20 protein-coding genes are annotated in these 18,665 nt (G+C 66.2%); 10 read left to right on the plus strand and 10 right to left on the minus strand.

Going from position 1 to position 18,665, the window contains the following annotated elements; all coding sequences use genetic code 11:
- Window positions 1–750 carry a TorF family putative porin gene (locus tag GGR90_RS00995; RefSeq protein ID WP_167918620.1) on the minus strand — a complete coding sequence of 250 codons (750 nt, stop codon included), beginning with the start codon at window positions 748–750 and terminating at the stop codon, window positions 1–3.
- Window positions 751–985: 235 nt separating this feature from the next.
- Window positions 986–1,738 carry a TorF family putative porin gene (locus GGR90_RS01000; RefSeq protein WP_167918622.1) on the minus strand — a complete coding sequence of 251 codons (753 nt, stop codon included), beginning with the start codon at window positions 1,736–1,738 and terminating at the stop codon, window positions 986–988.
- 191 nt (window positions 1,739–1,929) lie between these two features.
- Between GGR90_RS01000 and ispG the strand changes: the two genes are divergently transcribed.
- Complete coding sequence (gene ispG, locus GGR90_RS01005) at window positions 1,930–3,081, plus strand: flavodoxin-dependent (E)-4-hydroxy-3-methylbut-2-enyl-diphosphate synthase (protein ID WP_167918624.1); 1,152 nt, start codon at window positions 1,930–1,932, stop codon at window positions 3,079–3,081.
- Between the two features lie 123 nt (window positions 3,082–3,204).
- Here the strand turns inward: ispG and trxB are convergent, their stop codons facing one another.
- Window positions 3,205–4,170 carry a thioredoxin-disulfide reductase gene (gene trxB / locus GGR90_RS01010; protein ID WP_167918626.1) on the minus strand — a complete coding sequence of 322 codons (966 nt, stop codon included), beginning with the start codon at window positions 4,168–4,170 and terminating at the stop codon, window positions 3,205–3,207.
- A 93-nt stretch (window positions 4,171–4,263) separates the two neighbouring features.
- On the opposite strand from trxB, the gene GGR90_RS01015 reads away from it, so the two are divergent.
- Window positions 4,264–4,890, plus strand: a complete 627-nt coding sequence (locus GGR90_RS01015) for a class I SAM-dependent methyltransferase (protein ID WP_167918628.1) — start codon at window positions 4,264–4,266, stop codon at window positions 4,888–4,890.
- A 4-nt stretch (window positions 4,891–4,894) separates the two neighbouring features.
- On the opposite strand, the gene trhO is transcribed toward GGR90_RS01015, so the two are convergent.
- From trhO to GGR90_RS01045, 6 genes are all read right to left on the minus strand, one after another.
- On the minus strand, window positions 4,895–5,623 hold the full coding sequence (gene trhO / locus GGR90_RS01020) for an oxygen-dependent tRNA uridine(34) hydroxylase TrhO (protein WP_167918630.1): 729 nt from the start codon (window positions 5,621–5,623) through the stop codon (window positions 4,895–4,897).
- A gap of 178 nt (window positions 5,624–5,801) precedes the next feature.
- Window positions 5,802–7,817 carry a GMC family oxidoreductase N-terminal domain-containing protein gene (locus GGR90_RS01025; RefSeq protein ID WP_167918632.1) on the minus strand — a complete coding sequence of 672 codons (2,016 nt, stop codon included), beginning with the start codon at window positions 7,815–7,817 and terminating at the stop codon, window positions 5,802–5,804.
- An 80-nt stretch (window positions 7,818–7,897) separates the two neighbouring features.
- Complete coding sequence (locus GGR90_RS01030) at window positions 7,898–8,521, minus strand: DJ-1/PfpI family protein (RefSeq protein WP_167918634.1); 624 nt, start codon at window positions 8,519–8,521, stop codon at window positions 7,898–7,900.
- A 107-nt stretch (window positions 8,522–8,628) separates the two neighbouring features.
- On the minus strand, window positions 8,629–9,546 hold the full coding sequence (dmeF, locus tag GGR90_RS01035) for a CDF family Co(II)/Ni(II) efflux transporter DmeF (RefSeq protein ID WP_167918646.1): 918 nt from the start codon (window positions 9,544–9,546) through the stop codon (window positions 8,629–8,631).
- A gap of 9 nt (window positions 9,547–9,555) precedes the next feature.
- The gene (locus GGR90_RS01040; RefSeq protein WP_167918648.1) at window positions 9,556–9,828 is read right to left on the minus strand and encodes a metal/formaldehyde-sensitive transcriptional repressor; all 273 of its coding nucleotides are present in this window, start codon (window positions 9,826–9,828) and stop codon (window positions 9,556–9,558) included.
- Between the two features lie 84 nt (window positions 9,829–9,912).
- Window positions 9,913–12,006 carry a malate synthase G gene (locus GGR90_RS01045; protein WP_167918650.1) on the minus strand — a complete coding sequence of 698 codons (2,094 nt, stop codon included), beginning with the start codon at window positions 12,004–12,006 and terminating at the stop codon, window positions 9,913–9,915.
- Between the two features lie 170 nt (window positions 12,007–12,176).
- Here GGR90_RS01045 and GGR90_RS01050 point away from each other — a divergent pair, with 170 nt between their 5' ends.
- Window positions 12,177–12,476 (plus strand): WYL domain-containing protein, encoded by a 300-nt coding sequence (locus GGR90_RS01050; protein WP_167918652.1) that lies wholly within the window; start codon window positions 12,177–12,179, stop codon window positions 12,474–12,476.
- Window positions 12,477–12,478: 2 nt separating this feature from the next.
- Here GGR90_RS01050 and GGR90_RS19320 read toward each other — a convergent pair whose 3' ends face one another.
- Window positions 12,479–12,919: a GGDEF domain-containing protein gene (locus GGR90_RS19320; protein WP_342449868.1), complete on the minus strand. Its 441-nt coding sequence runs from the start codon at window positions 12,917–12,919 to the stop codon at window positions 12,479–12,481.
- A gap of 41 nt (window positions 12,920–12,960) precedes the next feature.
- On the opposite strand from GGR90_RS19320, the gene GGR90_RS19325 reads away from it, so the two are divergent.
- The 7 genes from GGR90_RS19325 to GGR90_RS01080 all read left to right on the plus strand — a co-directional run bounded on the left by GGR90_RS19325 (window position 12,961) and on the right by GGR90_RS01080 (window position 18,659).
- Window positions 12,961–13,098 (plus strand): hypothetical protein, encoded by a 138-nt coding sequence (locus tag GGR90_RS19325; protein ID WP_245198331.1) that lies wholly within the window; start codon window positions 12,961–12,963, stop codon window positions 13,096–13,098.
- A gap of 17 nt (window positions 13,099–13,115) precedes the next feature.
- Window positions 13,116–13,709, plus strand: a complete 594-nt coding sequence (locus tag GGR90_RS19330; protein WP_245198332.1) for a hypothetical protein — start codon at window positions 13,116–13,118, stop codon at window positions 13,707–13,709.
- 133 nt (window positions 13,710–13,842) lie between these two features.
- Complete coding sequence (locus GGR90_RS01060) at window positions 13,843–15,054, plus strand: hydrolase (protein ID WP_167918654.1); 1,212 nt, start codon at window positions 13,843–13,845, stop codon at window positions 15,052–15,054.
- Window positions 15,051–16,052 carry an arginine N-succinyltransferase gene (locus tag GGR90_RS01065; RefSeq protein WP_167918656.1) on the plus strand — a complete coding sequence of 334 codons (1,002 nt, stop codon included), beginning with the start codon at window positions 15,051–15,053 and terminating at the stop codon, window positions 16,050–16,052. The genes GGR90_RS01060 and GGR90_RS01065 overlap by 4 nt, the downstream gene beginning before the upstream one ends.
- Window positions 16,053–16,202: 150 nt before the next feature.
- A complete protein-coding gene (locus tag GGR90_RS01070) occupies window positions 16,203–17,477 on the plus strand; it encodes an N-succinylarginine dihydrolase (RefSeq protein WP_167920747.1) in 1,275 nt (424 codons plus the stop codon).
- Window positions 17,478–17,482: 5 nt separating this feature from the next.
- The gene (locus tag GGR90_RS01075) at window positions 17,483–18,154 is read left to right on the plus strand and encodes a spermine/spermidine synthase domain-containing protein (RefSeq protein ID WP_167918658.1); all 672 of its coding nucleotides are present in this window, start codon (window positions 17,483–17,485) and stop codon (window positions 18,152–18,154) included.
- Between the two features lie 265 nt (window positions 18,155–18,419).
- Window positions 18,420–18,659 (plus strand): hypothetical protein, encoded by a 240-nt coding sequence (locus GGR90_RS01080; protein WP_167918660.1) that lies wholly within the window; start codon window positions 18,420–18,422, stop codon window positions 18,657–18,659.
- The last annotated feature ends 6 nt before the right edge of the window (window positions 18,660–18,665 follow it).

Raw genomic sequence — 18,665 nt, forward strand, 5'->3', positions numbered from 1 at the left:
TCAGAAAGATGCGCCGAGCGTGAAGACCACGGTCGGATCGTAAAGCGTATCGACCGCCTTCACCCCCGTCTTCTTGACATCGGTATCGATATATTGCGCCGAAAGGGTCAGCGGCCCGGCGGCGAAGGACGCACCCACCGACCAGTCGACATATTGGCCGTCGGGCGACACGAGCCCAAGCGAGCCGTCATTATAGCCGATCCCGGCGGTCAGCGTGACCGGGGTGCCGGGAATGCCGTATCCGGCGCCCAAGTTCAGATAGATATTGTCCTGATCGCCGAGCGAATCCTGCTTGGGCGCATAGGCGACCATGCCGGTGACCGAGACCGGGCCGATGTCGTGCGACAGCTTGCCGATGCCTTCGAAATAGTCGGTCGGCGCGCCGCCGTCGTCGCTGCCCGGATAGGTGTACCAGGTGACGCCGATGTCGGCCGTCGTGCCCGGCGCGATTTCGGTGTTGAAGCCGCCATAGACGTCGAGCTCGAACTTGCCATAGGCGGGGCTGTCGGGAAGCGACGATCCCCAGACCCCGGCATAGAAGCCGCTTTCGTGGCTGACGGTCAGCGTCGGCTGCACCGCGACCTTTTCGTTCGACAGCGAAATGCCGCGGAACCGATAGTCGCTCGTCACCGCGATGCCGCCCGACAGCGTGAGCGGGCCGGCGGCTTCTTCTTCCTGGGCAAAGGCCGGGGTGGACATCGCCGTCGCGGCGACAAGCGCGCCAAGGCACGCGCGTACGAGAATTTTCATGGACAGATCCCTGTTAGTGGATGGATCGTCCCTGCCTGCCGCACGGCTGCCGGCCTCTGTTCGGGCTAGTCCCGTCGTGCGTGCGTCGATCTTCACCAGATTGGTGCGGCGCACAAACGAAAAAGCCGCATCCGCCGCGTTAAAACGGCGCCATGCGACTTTTGTGCAACAGATGATTAGGAATATATGCGGCGGATGAAATTATGTTACGCGAAATTCCCCGCCCGACGCGCGATCAGAAGGCAAGGCCGAGCGTGAATACGACCGTCGGGTCGTAAAGCGTGTCGACCGCTCTCACCCCCGTCTTCGCAATATCGGTGTCGATATAGCGCGCCGATAGCGTCGCCGGGCCGACGACATAGGACGCGCCGAGCGACCAGTCGACATAGTCGCCCGGGGGCGCGGTCAGCGCGAGCGAGCCGTCGGAATAGCCGACCCCGGCGTGGACCGTGACCGGCGTATTGGGGATGCCCGACGAAACGCCGAGGTTATAATACCAGCTGTCGCCCATCGACCGCTGCGCGGGCGCATAGGCGACGGTCCCGGTCGCCGAAAGCGGGCCGATGTCGTGCGACAGCTTGCCGCTGAACTCGACATAGTCGGCAGGTCCGGCCCAGCTCCGGTTGCCGGGATAGCCGTACCAGATCACTCCGGCATCGACCGAAGTGCCGGGCGCGATCTCGGTCGCATAGCCGCCATAGAGGTCGAGCTCGAACTTTCCCGACAGCGGATTGTCGGGCATCGTCGACCCCCAGACGCCGGCGTAAAAGCCGCTTTCGTGGCTGAGCGTCAGGCTCGGTTGCAGCGCGATTTCCTCGTCCGACAGCGAAATTCCGCGGAAACGATAGTCGCTGACGACCGCGACCTCGCCCGACAGCGAAAGCGGGCCGCCGCCGCCGGTAATCGGGTCATCCTGGGCAAAAGCGGGGGCCGACATGGCCGCGGCCGCGAACAGCAGGCCAGCGCCGGCCGTGTCGAAAAAACGCATCAATAGTCTCTCATGCCTGGCCGGAAACCGCCGATCGCGCCGCGCAGCGCAACAAAGCCGTCGCCTCATATCGGTTCAGCATAGGGGCGCGGCGGTCCCGCCACAAGCCGCACGCCGTGGCTTGGCTTTGCCAATCGGGCGCCGGGCGGCTAAAGAGCGGCGCATATCTCCCTCTCGACCGAGCCCCAACCATGAGCGATCACAATCCCGGCCTGCGCCCTTGGCGCGATATTGCACGGCGCGAATGCCGTCAGATCATGGTCGGCAACGTCCCCGTCGGCGGCGGCGCGCCGATCAGCGTCCAGACGATGACCAACACGCTGACGTCCGACCCCGTCGCGACGATCGACCAGATCCGCCGCTGCGAGGAAGCGGGCGCCGACCTGATCCGCGTCTCCTGCCCCGATACCGATTCGACCGCCGCGCTTGGGGCAATCGTCCGCGCGGCGCGCATCCCGATCATCGCCGACATCCATTTCCACTATAAGCGCGCGCTCGAAGCCGCCGACGCCGGCGCCGCGTGCCTGCGCATCAACCCCGGCAATATCGGCAGCAGCGAGCGCGTCGGCGAGGTCGTGCGCGCCGCCAAGGCGAACGGCTGCGCGATCCGCATCGGCGTCAACGCGGGGTCGCTCGAGAAAGACCTGCTCGAAAAATATGGCGAACCCTGCCCCGAGGCGCTCGTCGAAAGCGCGCTCGACCATATCAAGCTGCTCCAGGACCATGATTTCCACGACTATAAGGTGGCGGTGAAGGCGAGCGACGTCTTCCTCGCGGTCGCCGCCTATGCGCAGCTCGCCGACGCGGTCGACTGCCCGCTCCACCTCGGCATCACCGAAGCCGGCGGGCTGATCGGCGGCACCGTCAAGAGCGCGCTCGGCATCGGCAACCTGCTCTGGGCGGGCATCGGCGACACGATCCGCGTCAGCCTCTCGGCCGAGCCCGAAGAGGAAGTGCGCGTCGGCTATGAAATCCTGAAATCGCTGGGCCTCCGCACCCGCGGCGTCCGCGTCGTCTCCTGCCCCAGCTGCGCGCGCCAGGGCTTCGACGTCATCCGCACCGTCCAGGCGCTCGAGGATGCGCTGAGCCACATCAAGACCCCGATGTCGCTCTCGGTCCTCGGCTGCGTCGTCAACGGCCCCGGCGAGGCGCGCGAAACCGACATCGGCATCACCGGCGGCGGCAACGGCAAGCATATGGTCTTCCTGTCGGGCGTCACCGACCATCATGTCGAGGACGCCGACATGATCGGCCATATCGTCAAGCTCGTCGAAGCGAAGGCGGCCGAGATCGACGCGGGCAGCGCGGTGAGCATGGACGTGGCGCACGGCAAGGCGGCGTAAAGCGTCGCGGCGATCAGATTGGTCGGGGTGGGGAGCGGACGTTAGGCATTCCTGATCCTCCCCATCGCTGCGCGACGGGGAGGATCAGGGTCCGCAGTCGGTCGTTAGCGGCCGTTTCGCTCCTTAGGCGTCCACCATCGCGTGATATTCGGCTTCGGCCAAAAAGCGTTCGGCGTCGAGCGCGGCCATGCAGCCCATGCCCGCGGCGGTCACCGCCTGACGATAGATTTTGTCGGTCACGTCGCCGGCCGCGAAGACGCCGGGGATCGCGGTCAACGACGTGCCCGGGGTCACTTCCAGATAGCCGTCGGCGTCGAGCGGCAGCTTGTCCTTGAACAATTCGGTCGACGGGCTGTGGCCGATCGCGACGAAGCCGCCGTCGGTGGGCTCAAAGCTCGCCTCGCCGGTGACGGTGTCGATCAGGTCGACGCCGACGAGCCCCGACACGCCTTCGCCCGCGACGAAGCGGTCGACCTTCTTGTTCCACAAGACCTTGATCTTGGGATTGGCGTGCAGCCGGTCCTGCAGGATCTTTTCGGCGCGCAAGCTGTCGCGGCGGTGGATCAGCGTCACATCGTCGCTATGGTTCGTCAGGTACAGCGCCTCCTCGACCGCGGTGTTGCCGCCACCGATCACGACGACCTTCTTGCCGCGATAGAAGAAGCCGTCGCAGGTGGCACAGGCCGAGACGCCCTTGCCGCCGAGCTCCTGTTCGCCCGGAACGCCGAGCCATTTCGCCTGCGCACCCGTCGCGATCACCAGCGTTTCGGCCATATAGACGTCGCCGCCGTCGCCGGTCAGCTTGAACGGGCGGCGCGACAGGTCGACGTCGACGATCGTGTCCCAGATCATGCTGGTGCCGACGTGCGTCGCCTGCGCGGTCATCTGTTCCATCAGCCACGGGCCCTGGATCACTTCGGCGAAACCCGGATAATTTTCGACGTCGGTGGTGATCGTCAACTGGCCGCCGGGCTGGAGCCCCTGCACCACGATCGGCATCATGCCCGCGCGCGCGGCATAGATGGCGGCCGAGAGACCGGCGGGGCCGGAGCCGAGGATGAGCATCTTGGTATGATGGACGGCGGGCATGGCGATCTTTCGTTGGCGGTGCGGGTAGGCACAGATGGGTGTTGCCAAGTGCGCTAGCAAGGGTCACCTTCCGCGCCAAGGGGAGACTGGCGAATGGCAAGCTGGTGGGAACGTCATGGAGTACCGCGCCTGATCAAATGCGCCTGTTCGCAGGGGCAGATCATGAAGGTCAGGAGCAAGGTCGTGCCGCGCGCGCGCGGGCATGTGCTCGAACTCGGCTGCGGCGGCGGGATCAACATGGAATTCTATCGTCCGGGGCAGATCGAGAGCTTCAGCGGGCTCGATCCCTCGCCCGAACTGCTCGCGATGAGCGTCGCCGCTGCGGCGGCGCACGGGATCGAGGCCGATATCCGCGAAGGCGTCGGCGAGGCGATGCCGTTCGCGAGCGGGTCGTTCGATACCGTCGTCACGACCTTCACCCTCTGTTCGGTCACCGATCAGGCGGCCGTGCTCGCCGAAATCCGCCGCGTGCTGAAGCCCGGCGGGACGGCGCTGTTCCTCGAACATGGCGCCGCGCCCGATGCGGGGGTCGCGAAATGGCAGCGGCGAATCGAGCCGGTCTGGAAGCGCATCGGCGGCAACTGCCACCTGACCCGCCCGATCGGCGACGCGTATGAAAAGGCGGGCTTCGCGGTCGACCGGCAGGCCGCCGCCTATATCCCGAAGACACCGCGACCGTTCGGCTGGTACGAATATGGGGCCGCGCGCGTGCTGAGCTGACGGCTCAATCCTTCTCGCCCACCTCGACCAATCCGTGCCCGACGCTCACGCGCTCGTCGAAAACAAAGCAGCTGCCGTGCCAGCGGCTGTCACCCTCGGGCACCTGTTCGAGATAGGCCAATATGCCGCCCTTCAGGTGAACGACGTCCTCGACGCCCTCGTGGCGGAGGAAAGCGGTCGATTTTTCGCAGCGAATGCCGCCGGTGCAGAACATCGCGATCCGCTTGCCCGCGAAACGTTCGGCGTTGGCGCGCCACCAGTCGGGAAAGTCGCCGAAGCTTTTGGTTTCGGGATCGACCGCGCCCGCGAAGCTGCCGTAACCGACCTCGAACCCGTTGCGCGTGTCGATAAGTACCGTGTCCGGATCGTCGACGAGCGCGTTCCAGTCGGCGGGATCGACATAGGGCGCGGCACTCCGCGCGGGGTCGAGCCCGGGCACCTTGAGCGTGACGATTTCCTTTTTCAGCCGCACCTTCATCCGCTGGAACGGCATATCGGCGGCGGTCGAATATTTGACGTCGAGCGCGGCGCAATCGGGGAGCGCGCGGATATGGTCGATGACGACGGCGATCCCGGTTTCGCTCCCGGCGATGGTGCCGTTAATCCCTTCGCGCGCGAGCAGCAGCGTTCCTTTGATGTCGTGCGCGGTGCAGAGGTCGAGTAGCGGCTGGCGCAACATGGCGGGATCGTCGAACGAAGCGAAGCGGTAGAGGGCGGCGACGGTGTAGGTCATTTCTGCCGCCCCTTAAACAAAAGCCGCGGCCAAGGGAATAATCCTCCCTGCCGCGGAGCGGTGGGGAGGGGGACCATGCGAAGCATGGTGGAGGGGAGCGACGGTGCGCCATGGCCCCCTCCGTCAGCGCTCCGCGCTGCCACCTCCCCATGGCTTCGCCACAGGGAGGATCGGAAGCTCAGCGAAACGGATCGCCGCGCGCGGTCGCGTAATGCGCCATCGCCATCGTGGTCCATTGCGCGTTGACGCGGATGCAGCTGGGAAACACGCTCGCGTCGGTGACGAGCACATTGGTCGTTCCGTGCACGCGGCAATCGAGGTCGACGACGCCGTGCTGCGAATTCTCGTTGATCGCATTGCCGCCGTGCGGATGGCTGCTCGACAGGGTGACATCATCCTGTTCGCGGATCGCGTCGCGGAAAAAGGCGTCGACATCCATATCGGGCGTGACCTTCTGCCCCTTCGCCAGCGCGGGATAGCATTCGAGCGCGCCGGCGGCGAAATGCACCTTGGTCAGCGTCGCCATCGCGTCGCGCAGCACGGGAAGATCGTCGCTGGCGTCGAGCCGGAATTCGAGCTTGCCGTCCTTCACGCGCCCGCGGCGGTCGGCCGGAAACAATATGCCCGCCGAATGGACGCGGCCGAAATTCCTCATGCGCTCCGCATGATCGCCGAACCAGCCGGGCATCAGCGACGCCATCGACATCGGCGGCTGAAAATGGCTTTCAAGCAGATAGTCGCCGCAATCGACATAGCTCGACATCTGATCCTCGTCCCACGCGTCGCCGCCGACGCCGTCGGGCATCAGCGCGACGACCGGCGAAGCGACGTTCAGGGAAATCTGATAGCCGGTGCGGTCGATGTCGCTGCGATCGAGCAGCTTCGACGATGCGATCGTGCCCGCCGCGACCACCACCCCGACGCGGGCGCGGACGAGCCGCTTCGATCCGTCGGGCAAGACCAGCTTCACCGCTTCCGCCTCGCGGCGGCCGTCATAGGCGGTCTGCCAGACGATTCGCTCGGCCTTGGTGTCCGGCAGGATGCGCGCCCCGAAATCGCGGCACGCCTCGGGCAAATAGGTCTGGGCGATCCCCATGCGGCGGCCATAGGCGCAGCCCGAATTGCAATAGCCGCAATAGGCACAGGCATTGACCGTGTTCGGCGGGCCGAAATTCTTGGCAAACCAGTCGGCGACGGCGCGCCGGTCGCGCGGGTTGCTCGACGTCGCGGCATAGCTGGTCCAGCCGTTGATCAGATGCGGGCCGTTGTGGCGCCCGCTGCGCGGTTCGATCGGCGCGATGCCGAGCCTCGCCTGCACCGCGTCATAGCTCGCGTGAAAGGCGGCGGCGTCGATCGGCGCGCCGATGCTCGCCCATTTGGCGAGCACGTCCGGCGCGTCGGGATGCGTGCGCCCGGCTTCGTTGACGCGCAAGCATATCCCATTGTTGATCGTCGACGACCCCCCGACGCAGCGTCCCTGAAACACGACGAAATCGCGGTTGGTCGAGGTTTGCAGCGCGCCATGTTTGTAAAGCCGCGCGATCATGTCGAGTTCGTGATGGGTGATCGCGGGACTGGGATAGAAAGGCCCCGCCTCGACGATCAGCACCTTGTAACCCTGCGCCGCGATGTTCCGCGCGGCGACCCCGCCCCCCGCGCCCGAACCGATGACGACGACGTCATATTCCTGCCCGACGCTGTCGGCGTCGAGGATATGCGCGGGGTCGATTTCGCGTCCGTGGACCGGCGCCAGCGGCACGTCATAGTCGCCGCGCTGACGGAATTGGGGCAGCGTGAAACCGATCTGGCGGTGCACCGGATTGGCGGCGTTTGCGCCCTGGTCGCCGGGTGTCAGCCCCGGCTGCCAATGGCCGTAATAGCAGGCGTAGATGATGCCGCGCAGCCGCGCCATATCCTGGAACAGGTCGATCTGGCTGTTCTTGAGGCGATCGGTCAGCCGCTCGACGCGGTCCGCGACGTCATTTTCGGTAAAGAAAGGTCCGCCGAGCACCAACTCGGTCGCGGTTAGCGACAGCCGGATCTCGTCGAGCTTGGTTCCCCCGATTTTTTCGAACAGGTCGCAGACATTGGCGACGACCTGATCGGCCGAGATCATCATCTCGGCTTCGTGAAAAAGCGCCTCGGTCAGCGCCTTCAGAAATTTGAGCTGCCCGAAATTGAACGGTGCCGTCATCGCCCTGCCCCCATTGCCCTGTGCCGCAAAATGCCGCGTTATAGGGGGGTGGAGCAAGCTGTATTGTATGGGATCGCCAACTATGCGGTACGCGCGCGAGCCTCCACGGGCAGGAACGCCCGCACCGCCGCCATCGCACGCTCGACATAATCGGCCTTTTCGCCGACCGGCGCGACATAGTGCAGCGCCTCTTCGGCGGCCGCGACGCCCGCCAGCCGCGCGATGATCCACGCGGCAAGATATTGCGACGCGAGGCAGCCGCCAGCCGTCGCGACATTGCCGTGCGCGACGAAGGGCGCGTCGAGCACTTCGACGCCCGCCTCGATCACCCACGGCTTGGTGGTGAGGTCGGTGCAGGCGGGGAGATCGCCGATCAGCCCGAGCCTGGCGAGCAGCAGCGTCCCCGAACATTGCGCGCCGATGAGCTGGCGCGCCGAGTCGAGCCGGATGCGGCCGAGCATCAGCGGATCGGCGGCGATCTCGCGCGTCTTGATCCCGCTGCCGATGATCACCGCATCGGCCTTTGCCGCGAAGTCGAGCGGTTGCTGGCGTTCGATCGTCACGCCGTTCATCGAGGTGACGTGCGGCGTCGGCGCGGTGATATGCGCTTCCCAGCCCTGCCCGCGGAGGCGGTTCAATATGGCCGCGGCGACGAACGAATCGAGTTCGTTGAAGCCATCGAAGGTCAGCACCGCGATCTGCACACAAAAAACTCCTGCGAAAAACGAGGGACCAAAAAGGCCCGCGCCTATACAGCGCCTTCGAAGATATCATCAACCCGGCGCGACCGCGCGGCGTCAGCCGAAAGCGATCAGCGCAGCGCAATCGTCAGATGCGCGACCGTCACGATGTCCTTCAGCCGATCGCGAAGTTCCTCGTACGCCACATCGCCTTTCACTTCGACGATCGCCGCGCGCGCCTGTGGGCCAACGCGCCAGACGTGGAGATCGGTGACGACCGCCCCCGCCGCCTCGACCCGCGAGCGGATCGCCGCCGCGGCGTCATCATCGTTGGTGTCGAGCAGGATCGCCGCGGTATCGCGCATCAGCCCCGACGACCAGCGCGCGATGACGAGCGCGCCGACGATGCCCATGGCGGGGTCCATCCAGTAAAGCCCGAGATAGCGCCCCGCGAGCAATGCGCCGATCGCGAGCAGCGAGGTCAGCGCGTCGGCGAGGACATGGAAATAGGCCGAGCGGAGATTATTGTCGTGACCGGGATGGTGGTGGGCGTGATCCTGGTCATGCCCATGATCATCGCCATGCCCGTGATGGTGGCGCCCGCCCATCAGGAGCAGCGCGCTGACGATATTGACCGCGAGGCCGAGCACCGCGACAAGCGTCGCGCTCGCGAAATCGACACGCACCGGATCGATCAGGCGCAGGAAGGATTCGACCGCGATGCCGATCGCGAAGATGCCGAGGATCAGCGCCGAGGCGAAGCCGGTCAGATCGCCGACCTTGCCGGTGCCGAAGCTGTAGCGCGGATCGTGGCGATGTTGCTTGGCGTAGCGATAGGCGAGCGCGGCCAGGCCGAGCGCGCCGGCGTGGGTCGCCATATGAAAGCCGTCGGCGAGCAGCGCCATCGACCCGGTCCAGTAACCCGCCGCGATCTCCGCAACCATCATCACCGCGGTCAGCGCGACCACCCACAGCGTGCGCTTCGCATTCTCGTCGTGCGAGGCACCGAGGAAATCGTGCAGATGTTGGGTGGGGACGGATTCGGACATCAGCGCACCTTATTTGGCGTAGCGGCGGATGACCGCCAGCAGCTCGTCGGCGCCGACGGCGCGTTCTTCGTCGCTGAGACCGGGCAAGGCGACATGGTCGTTGAGATGCTCGGCGATAATTTCATCGAGCAATCCGTTCACCGCGCCGCGCACGGCGGCGACGCGATGGAGCACCGTCGCACAGGAGGCGTCCGAGCTCAGCGCTTTTTCCACCGCGGCGACCTGTCCCGCGATCCGATGAACGCGTGCGAGGAGATCGGGCCGGGAGGAGAGATGGCTCATACTATACCCCCCTACCCTATTTCACTTCCTATCTCAACATTCTTCGGACGTTCAAGCCGCGAGCAAGCAATCGGACGGTGACGTTCAGGCCGCCTTCTTCATCTGCCGATATTTGTGGAGTAGCGGCTCGGTATAGCCCGACGGCTGCGTCACGCCGTCGAAGATCAGAGCGCGCGCCGCCTGATACGCGATGCCGCCCGGCGTCAGCGTCTCGTAGAGCGGATCACCCGCGTTCTGCGCGTCGACCTTGGCCGCCATGCGCGCGAGCGCGGCGTCGACCTGGGATTCGGTGCAGACGCCGTGGAGCAGCCAGTTGGCGAGCGCCTGGCTCGAAATGCGCAAGGTCGCGCGGTCCTCCATCAGGCCGACGTCGTCGATGTCGGGGACCTTCGAGCAGCCGACGCCCTGATCGATCCAGCGCACGACATAGCCCAAAATGCCCTGGCAATTATTGTCGAGCTCGCGGGTGATTTCGGCTTCGCTCCAGTTGCGCCCGGTGGCGACGGGGATGGCGAGAAGCCGGTCCAGCGACGGCACCGCCTCGCCCCCGATCTCGCGCTGGCGGGCGAAGACGTCGACCGCATGATAGTGCAGCGCGTGCAGCGTCGCGGCGGTCGGCGACGGCACCCAGGCGGTGTTCGCGCCCGACTTCGGATGGCCGATCTTGGCGTCGAGCATCGCTTTCATCAGGTCGGGCATCGCCCACATGCCCTTGCCGATCTGCGCCTTGCCCGAAAGCCCGCAGGCGAGGCCGATGCGGACGTTGCGGTCCTCGTAGCTGGTGATCCAGTCGCTCGCCTTCATCTCACCCTTGGGGATCATCGGCCCCGCGCGCATCGAGGTGTGAATCTCATCGCCGGTGCGGTCGAGGAAGCCGGTGTTGATGAAGACGATGCGGTCCTTCACCGCGTGGATGCACGCGGCGAGGTTGGCACTGGTGCGGCGTTCCTCGTCCATGACGCCGACCTTGATCGTGTGGCGCGCGAGACCGAGCATATCCTCGACGGCATTGAAAACACGATCGGTGAAGCCGCATTCCTCGGGCCCGTGCTGCTTGGGCTTGACGATATAGATGCTGCCCGCGCAGCTGTTCTTGAGGCTGCCGAGCCCCTTGACGTCGTGGAGCGAGCAAAGGCTGGTGATGACCGCATCGCAGAGGCCTTCGGGGGCTTCGGCGCCGTCCGCCAGCTTGATCATCGGCGTCGTCATCAGATGGCCGACGTTGCGGACGAACATCACGCTGCGGCCGTGGAGCGCGAACGCCTCGCCCGACGGCGAGGTCCATTCGCGGTCGGCTTCCATCGCGCGCGTGACGGTCCTGCCGCCCTTGGCAAAGCTCGCGGTCAAATCGCCGCGCATCAAGCCGAGCCAGTTCGAATAGCCGAGCACCTTGTCTTCGCCATCGACCGCGGCGACCGAGTCCTCAAGGTCGATGATCGTCGTGAGCGCGGCTTCGAGGATGACGTCGGCGATGCCGGCGGGGTCGGTCCTGCCGATCGCGCTGGCGGGGTCGACTACAAGTTCGACGTGCAGGCCGTTGTGGCGGAGCAGGATTCCGCCGGGCTTGCTGCCGACCCATTGCGCGGGGTCGGCGAGGATGAGATCTCCGCCCCGCCAGTCGGCCCAGCTTCCTGATGCGAGCGGCACCGCTTCGTCGAGGAACGCCTTGGCGCGCGCAATCACCGCCGCGCCGCGGTCGCCGTCGTAGCCGCCGGGCTTCGCGGGCGGCGCATCGAGCGCGTCGGTGCCGTAAAACGCGTCGTAAAGGCTGCCCCAGCGCGCATTGGCGGCGTTGAGAGCGAAGCGGGCGTTGAGCGCGGGCACGACGAGCTGCGGCCCCGCCATCGTCGCGATCTCGGGGTCGACATTTTGGGTGCCGACGCTGAACGGCGCGGGTTCTGGGACGAGATAGCCGATGTCGCGGAGGAACGCCTGATAAGCTGCGGGGTCGTGCGCCTGTCCGGTGCGTGCCTCGTGCCAGGCATCGATCTGTGCCTGCAAATCCTCGCGCTTTGCCAGCAATGCGGCATTCTCGGGCGCGAACGTGCCGAGCAAGCCCGCGAAATCGCTCCAGAATTTATCGGCGTCGAGCCCGGTCCCCGGCAGCGCGCGCTGTTCGATGAAATCGGCCAGTCGCGAATCGACGGACAGGCCGGAGCGGTCGAGAAATTCGGTCATGCAAGCACCCTCTGGTCGGCGCGGCTGCGCCAGTGGACCCGGGGAGGAAAGGGCCAGCGCGCTATGCCGCGATTGGATTCGATTGGCAATGGGCGCTTTCCAATGGGGGCGGCGTAGGTTACGTTGCAACGCACAACGAAAATAGACACCTCCCCAAACGACCCGGATCCATGGACGACACACGACTGAAATTGATGGAAGCCATCGCCCGCAAAAAGCTGGTGACGGCGCAATATAACGGCCAGACGCTGACGCTGGCGCCGCATCTGCTGTTCGAACGCCGCGGCGACCTGTTCATCAGCGCGCTCAATCTGGGCAAGAGCTGGCGCTCGGACGAGGAACCGCGGCTTGGCCATTTCAAGCTCGGCGGCCTCGCGTCGATCGAACTCAGCGAAGAAGGCTTCGAACCCATCCCCGGTTTTGAACCCGCGCCGCCGCGTGAGGAAGACACGCCGCTGCTCGGGGTCTAGGATCAGGCGACGCCCAGCGCCGCCACTGGCGGCATTTCCCCGAGCGCGACCCGAACCTGGTTCCGTCCCGCGGCCTTGGCCCGATAGAGCGCGGCATCGGCGCGGCGCGCCAATTCGAACAGCGAATGGTCCGACGTTCGCTGGGCGACGCCGAAGGACGCCGTGAAGCTGCGATCGACTCCGAAAACCGGCAACCGCGCCGAGGCGAACGCGACGCGCACAGATTCGGCATAAAGCCGTCCGTCGGACAGTAAGGCGTCGGGAAGCAGGACCGCGAACTCCTCGCCGCCGATGCGGCCGACGATCGCGTTCGCAGGCGCCGCATCGGCCAGCATCGCCGCGAAATGCGCGATCACGCCGTCGCCCGCCGCGTGGCCGAAACTGTCGTTGATTTTTTTGAAATCGTCGAGATCGGCGGTGATCAGCACCGCCCCCCCCGCCACGCAGAAACGCCAGTTCGGCGTGATGTTCGAAGCCGCGCCGGTTGAGCACGCTCGAAAGCGGATCGGTTTCCGAGCGCGTGACCATTTCCGCCGTCGTGTCGCGCATCATCACTAGCAGCATCACGAGCGCGATCGCCATGAGGGTCACGACGCTGCCGCTCTGCGAGATCGCGGCGTAGGTCGTCGCCATATAGCCTTGCGGCGAACTCGCCGTTCCGATCTGGGCGGCGATGAAGGGCTTGACGACATAGATGATCGCCGCGACCACCTGCAGCGCGATCAGCAGCAGGTCGAGCGGCTGGCGGCGACCCGAGCGCCAGATCACCAGACCGATCAGGACCTGCATCGCGAAATAGGGCAGCTGATAGAGCATGAGCCGCAGCGTCGAGCCATAAGTCATGCTGAAAATCACGGGGACGGCGAGGATCGTGAGTACCCATATCACCGCCATCGCGGCCAAAGGTGGCCGCGCGCTATAATGACCCGCAACGCCGACCAGCGCGAAGCTGACCGCGAGCAGAAAGACAAGAAAGATGCCGATGCCTACGGGGGTCGGGTCGACCTGCCGCGTCAACAGAAATTCGAGGCCGACGTAGACGATGCCCATGCCATAGCCGAGCGCGAGCCACCACGCGCCGCGCGCGGTCCGGTTGGTCGCCGCGACCACGGCGAACGCGACGGCAAAAATGCCGGCCACGGACATGTTGATCCCAAGCACGAAAGCTGCAGTCATCGACCCACTCTTCATCGGTCCGGTCACGTAGCCGGGCGGTCCCGAACTTTCGGTTAATGGTTTGCAATTCGGGACGATTCGCGTGCGTTCTTAGCCGATCGGCGCGCCCGCCGCAGCGACTTACGGTATCGCAGCGACAAAATAGCGGGCGGGGGTGCAAAAGCCCCGCGTCGCCCGCTATAGCCGGGCGATGACCAGCCTTACCGCAACCGAAAATGCCGCGATCGAACGCGCCGCCGACGCGCCGATGCTGTCGCAGGTCGAACAATGGGCGGCGATCAACAGCGGCACCGGCAATCTGGCGGGATTGAAGCGTGTCGCGGGCGAACTCGCCGACGCCTTTTCCGTCCTGCCCGGCGAGGTGCGGCTCGTCGCGGCCGACCCGGTCGAGAGCGTCGATGCGGCGGGCCAGGTCAACATCGTCCAGCGCGGCGACCATCTGCACCTCCGCGTCCGGCCCGACGCGCCGGTGCAGCTGCTCCTGACCGGGCATATGGACACGGTGTTTGCCGCCGACCATCCGTTCCAGACGCTCAAATGGCTCGAACCCGGGGTGCTCAACGGCCCCGGCACCGCGGACATGAAGGCGGGCATTTCGGTGATCCTCGCCGCGCTCTCGGCGCTCGAAGCGTCGCCGCTCGCGGAGCGCGTCGGCTATGACGTGATGATCAACAGCGACGAGGAAACGGGGAGCCAGGCGTCGGCGCGGCTGATCGCCGAGCTCGCGAAAGGCAAGACCGCGGCACTGACTTACGAACCCGCCCTCCCCGACGGCACGCTCGCGGGCGCGCGGCCGGGGAGCGGCAATTTTTCGGTCGTCGTCCACGGTCTCTCGGCGCACGCGGGGCGCAATCCCGACGACGGACGCAACGCGCTGCTCGCCGCGGCCGATCTCGCGCTGCGGCTCGCCACGCTCAAATCCCCTACGCTGAAGGTCAACCCGGCGAAGATCGACGGCGGCGGACCGAACAATGTCGTGCCCGACAGCGCGATCCTGCGCGTCAACATGCGCCCCGCGACCCCCGAAGCGATGGTCGAAGCCGAAGCGGCGCTGCGCGATGCCATCGCGGCGGTGTCGCGCGAGCATGATGTGCATTGCCATGTCCATGGCGGCTTCAACCGGCCGCCGAAACCGCTCGACCCCGCCGCGACGCGTTTGTTCGAGCTGGTGCAGGGCTGCGGTGCTGCGCTCGGCCTCCCGCCGATCGGCTGGAACGCGACCGGCGGCGTGTGTGACGGCAACAATATCGCGGCGTGCGGGATTCCGGTGGTCGACACGATGGGCCCGCGCGGCGGCGCGATTCATAGCGCGGACGAATTTCTGATCGTCGACAGCCTCGCCGAGCGCGCGCGGCTGTCGGCGCTGACCCTGATGAGAATAGCGGAACGGGGGACTGTGTGAATTATGTGATCCGGGCGGCCAAACCGGGCGATCTGCAAAGCATTTACGAGATGGCGAAGCTGACCGGCGGCGGCTTCACCAACCTGCCCCCCGACAGGCAAGCGCTGCGCGCCAAGCTGGAGCGTGCCGAAGCGGGCTTTGCGTCGGAAAAGGAATATCCCGGCGACGAGCTCTATCTGATGGTGCTCGAGGATTTGGACAGCGGCGAAGTGCGCGGCACCTGCCAGATCTTCGGGCAGGTCGGCCAGCGCTGGCCCTTTTATAGCTACCGCATCGGCACCGACAGCAAGCATAGCGAGCAGCTCGGCCGCACCTTCCACGCGCAGGTGCTGATGCTCAGCAACGACCTCAACGGCGCATCCGAAGTCGGCGGGCTGTTCCTGCACCCCGCGGCGCGCGCCGGCGGGCTCGGACTGCTGCTCGCGCGCTCGCGCTACCTGTTTATCGCGCGCCACCGCGCGCGTTTCGGCGACCGTATCCTCGCCGAGCTGCGCGGGGTGATCGACGAGGCGGGCGGATCGCCCTTCTGGGACGGGGTCGCGGGCAAGTTTTTCGGGATGAATTTCCAGGAAGCCGACCAATTCAACGCGGTCCACGGCAACCAGTTCATCGCCGACCTGATGCCCAAGCACCCGGTCTATATCGCGATGCTGGGCGACCATGCGCGCAGCGTCATCGGCGTCCCGCATCCGACCGGGCGCGCGGCGATGCGGATGCTGGAGAATGAAGGGTTCGCGTTCGAAAATTACGTCGACATATTCGACGGCGGCCCGACGATGACCGCGCGCACCGATCAGGTCGCGAGCATCCGCGATGCGAAACATGTCGAGGTGACGGGCATCGCCGAAAGCGGCGACGACGCGCTGATCGCGACCGGGCGGCTCGGTGATTTCCGCTGCTGTTTCGGAAAGGTCGGCGCCGGCGCGACGATCGATGCCGAGGCGGCGCGCATTTTGGGCGTCGGCAAGGGCGACGCGATCAGTTGGATCGGACGATAATTAGTTAAGCCCCTCCGCTTCAGAGGAGGGGTTGGGGTGGTGGACGCCGGTGCGCCTATCACCACCCCGCTGCGACTAGCGAGCAAGCTCGCAAGTCTCGCTGCCCCTCCTCTGAAGAGGAGGGGTTTGAACAGGAATAAGGCTTTCTACATGCTCACCGAAATCAACTTCGACGGGATCATCGGCCCCAGCCATAATTACGCCGGACTCAGCCGCGGCAATATCGCGTCGGCGAGCCATGCCGGCGACGTGTCGCAGCCGCGCGCCGCCGCGCTGCAGGGCATCGAGAAGATGCGCCACAATCTGGCGCTTGGGCTGCCGCAAGGCTTTTTCGTCCCGCTCGATCGCCCCGATGCGCCCTGGCTCCGGGCGCTCGGCACGACGCTGGAGGACGCCGAAGGCCATTTGCGCGCGCAAGCCTGGTCGGCATCGTCGATGTGGGCGGCGAACGCCGCGACCGTCTCGCCCGCGCCCGACAGCGCCGACGGCAAATGCCACCTCACCGTCGCCAACCTCGTCACCATGCCGCACCGCAGCCACGAATGGCCGGGCACGCTCGCGCAGCTCCGCCTTGCGTTCGCCAATCCGGCCTTTCAGGTTCATGCCCCCATCCCCGCCCCCTTCGGCGACGAGGGCGCGGCGAACCATATGCGGCTGTGCAGCGGGCATGACGGGCAAGGCGTCGAGATTTTCGTCCATGGCGTTGGCGGCGGGCGCTTCCCCGCGCGCCAGCATCTCGACGCGTCGAAGGCGATCGCGCGGAAGCACCGGCTCGACCCGGCGCGCACGCTGTTCATCCGCCAGTCGGACAGCGCGATCCAGAGCGGCGCTTTCCACAACGACGTCGTCGCGGTCGCGAACGAGCATGTGCTGTTCACCCACGAGAGTGCGTTCGAGGACCGCGAGGCGGCGCACGCCGAAATCCGTTCCGCCTTCCCCGCGGTCGAGATCGTCGAAGTCCCCGCGACCGCGGTGAGTCTGCCCGACGCGATCAAATCCTATCTGTTCAACGCCCAGCTCGTCAGCCTGCCCGATGGCGGCGGCCCTTCGACTGGGCTCAGGACAGGCATGGGGCTGGTGCTGCCGACCGAGGCGCAGGCCACGCCCGCCGTCTGGAACTGGCTGGAGGGCATGATCGCAGGCAATGGCCCGATCCGCAAACTGCTGCCCGTCGATGTCCGTCAGTCGATGGCGAACGGCGGCGGCCCCGCCTGCCTGCGCCTGCGCGTCGTCGCCGATCCAGCGACCGTCGATCCGCGCTTCCTTGCCGACGAGGCGAAGCTCGACCGGATCGCGGGCGTCGTCGCGAAACATTGGCCGGAAGCGATCGCGCCCGGCGATCTCGCGTCCGCGCCGCTGGCGAGTGACGTGCGCAAGGCGCGCAGTGCCCTCCTCGCCGAGCTTGGCCTCGGCGAACTGGACTGATCTTCTTGAAGATACGCGAACTGATCGACACGGCGCGGATTCCCGGCGGCGACGAGCTGCGTCTTTACCGGCGCGGCGATGACTTCATCATCGCGATCGGCGGCAATGAATTGATGAACAGCCGGATGAGCGGGTCCGAAGAGGCGCTCGCGGTGATGAGCTGCGCGCGGTTGCGCAAGCCCGAGACGGCGCAGCTGCTGATCGGCGGCTATGGCATGGGCTTCACGCTGCGCGCGGCGCTGGCGGCGCTGGGACCGGATGCGAAGATCATCGTCGCCGAGCTGGTGCCCGAAATCATCGACTGGGCGCGCGGGCCGATGGCGGGACTGGCGGCGGGGTGTCTCGACGATCCGCGCGTCGAGCTGGTCATCGGCGATGTCGCGGCGGCGATCGCGGCCGGGCGCGGACGTTACGACGCGATCCTGCTCGATGTCGACAATGGCCCCGACGGACTGGTGCGCGCGGCGAACGACGGCATTTATTCGGCGGCGGGGCTCGCGTCGGCCAAGGCGGCACTGCGGCCGGGCGGCGTCCTCGCCATCTGGTCGGCGGCGCCCGACGCGCGCTTCACGCGCCGGCTGGCGGCGGCGGGCTTTCGCGTCGAGGAAGTCGCCGTCCGCGCGCGGACGGGGGGCAAGGGCGCGCGGCACATGATCTGGTTTGCGCGGGTGGGATAAGCAGGAGCCGGATGTGGCGGCCTTCGACCGGTAGCTGCCATCTCTTACATCGTCATCCCCGCGAAAGCGGGGACCCGGAGCGCGCGTAGGCTGATCCCGCACTGGGTTCCCGCTTTCGCGGGAATGACAAATGTTGGTGTTGGTTCCCGCCCAAAGCCGCCACCGCTTGCCTTGCCCTGTCGGATTAACTTACAATTTACCATAAGCTCGGCGCGCCGAGTCCCCGATTTGCGCCGCTGGCACGGCGCTTGCTTGGGATAGGGTGATGCTGAAAAAGATCGGACGCCTGTTCGTCATCAAGACGCGCCTGGAAGCGTGCCTGATCATTTACGCCCTCGCCGTCGGCGCGATGGCGCGGGGTGCGGCCTATCTTCACGAATATCCGGGCTATGGCGGCAAGCTGCTGCTGCTCGCCTGCACCGGGTCGGTCTTCCTCGCCGGCGCGAAGATTTTCGACTGTCTGCGCTACGAGCAGGCGGCGGAGGCCGCGAGGCAGTCGGGCTAGCGCACC

The sequence above is a fragment of the Sphingopyxis italica genome (assembly GCF_011926545.1).
Lineage (GTDB): Bacteria > Pseudomonadota > Alphaproteobacteria > Sphingomonadales > Sphingomonadaceae > Sphingopyxis > Sphingopyxis italica.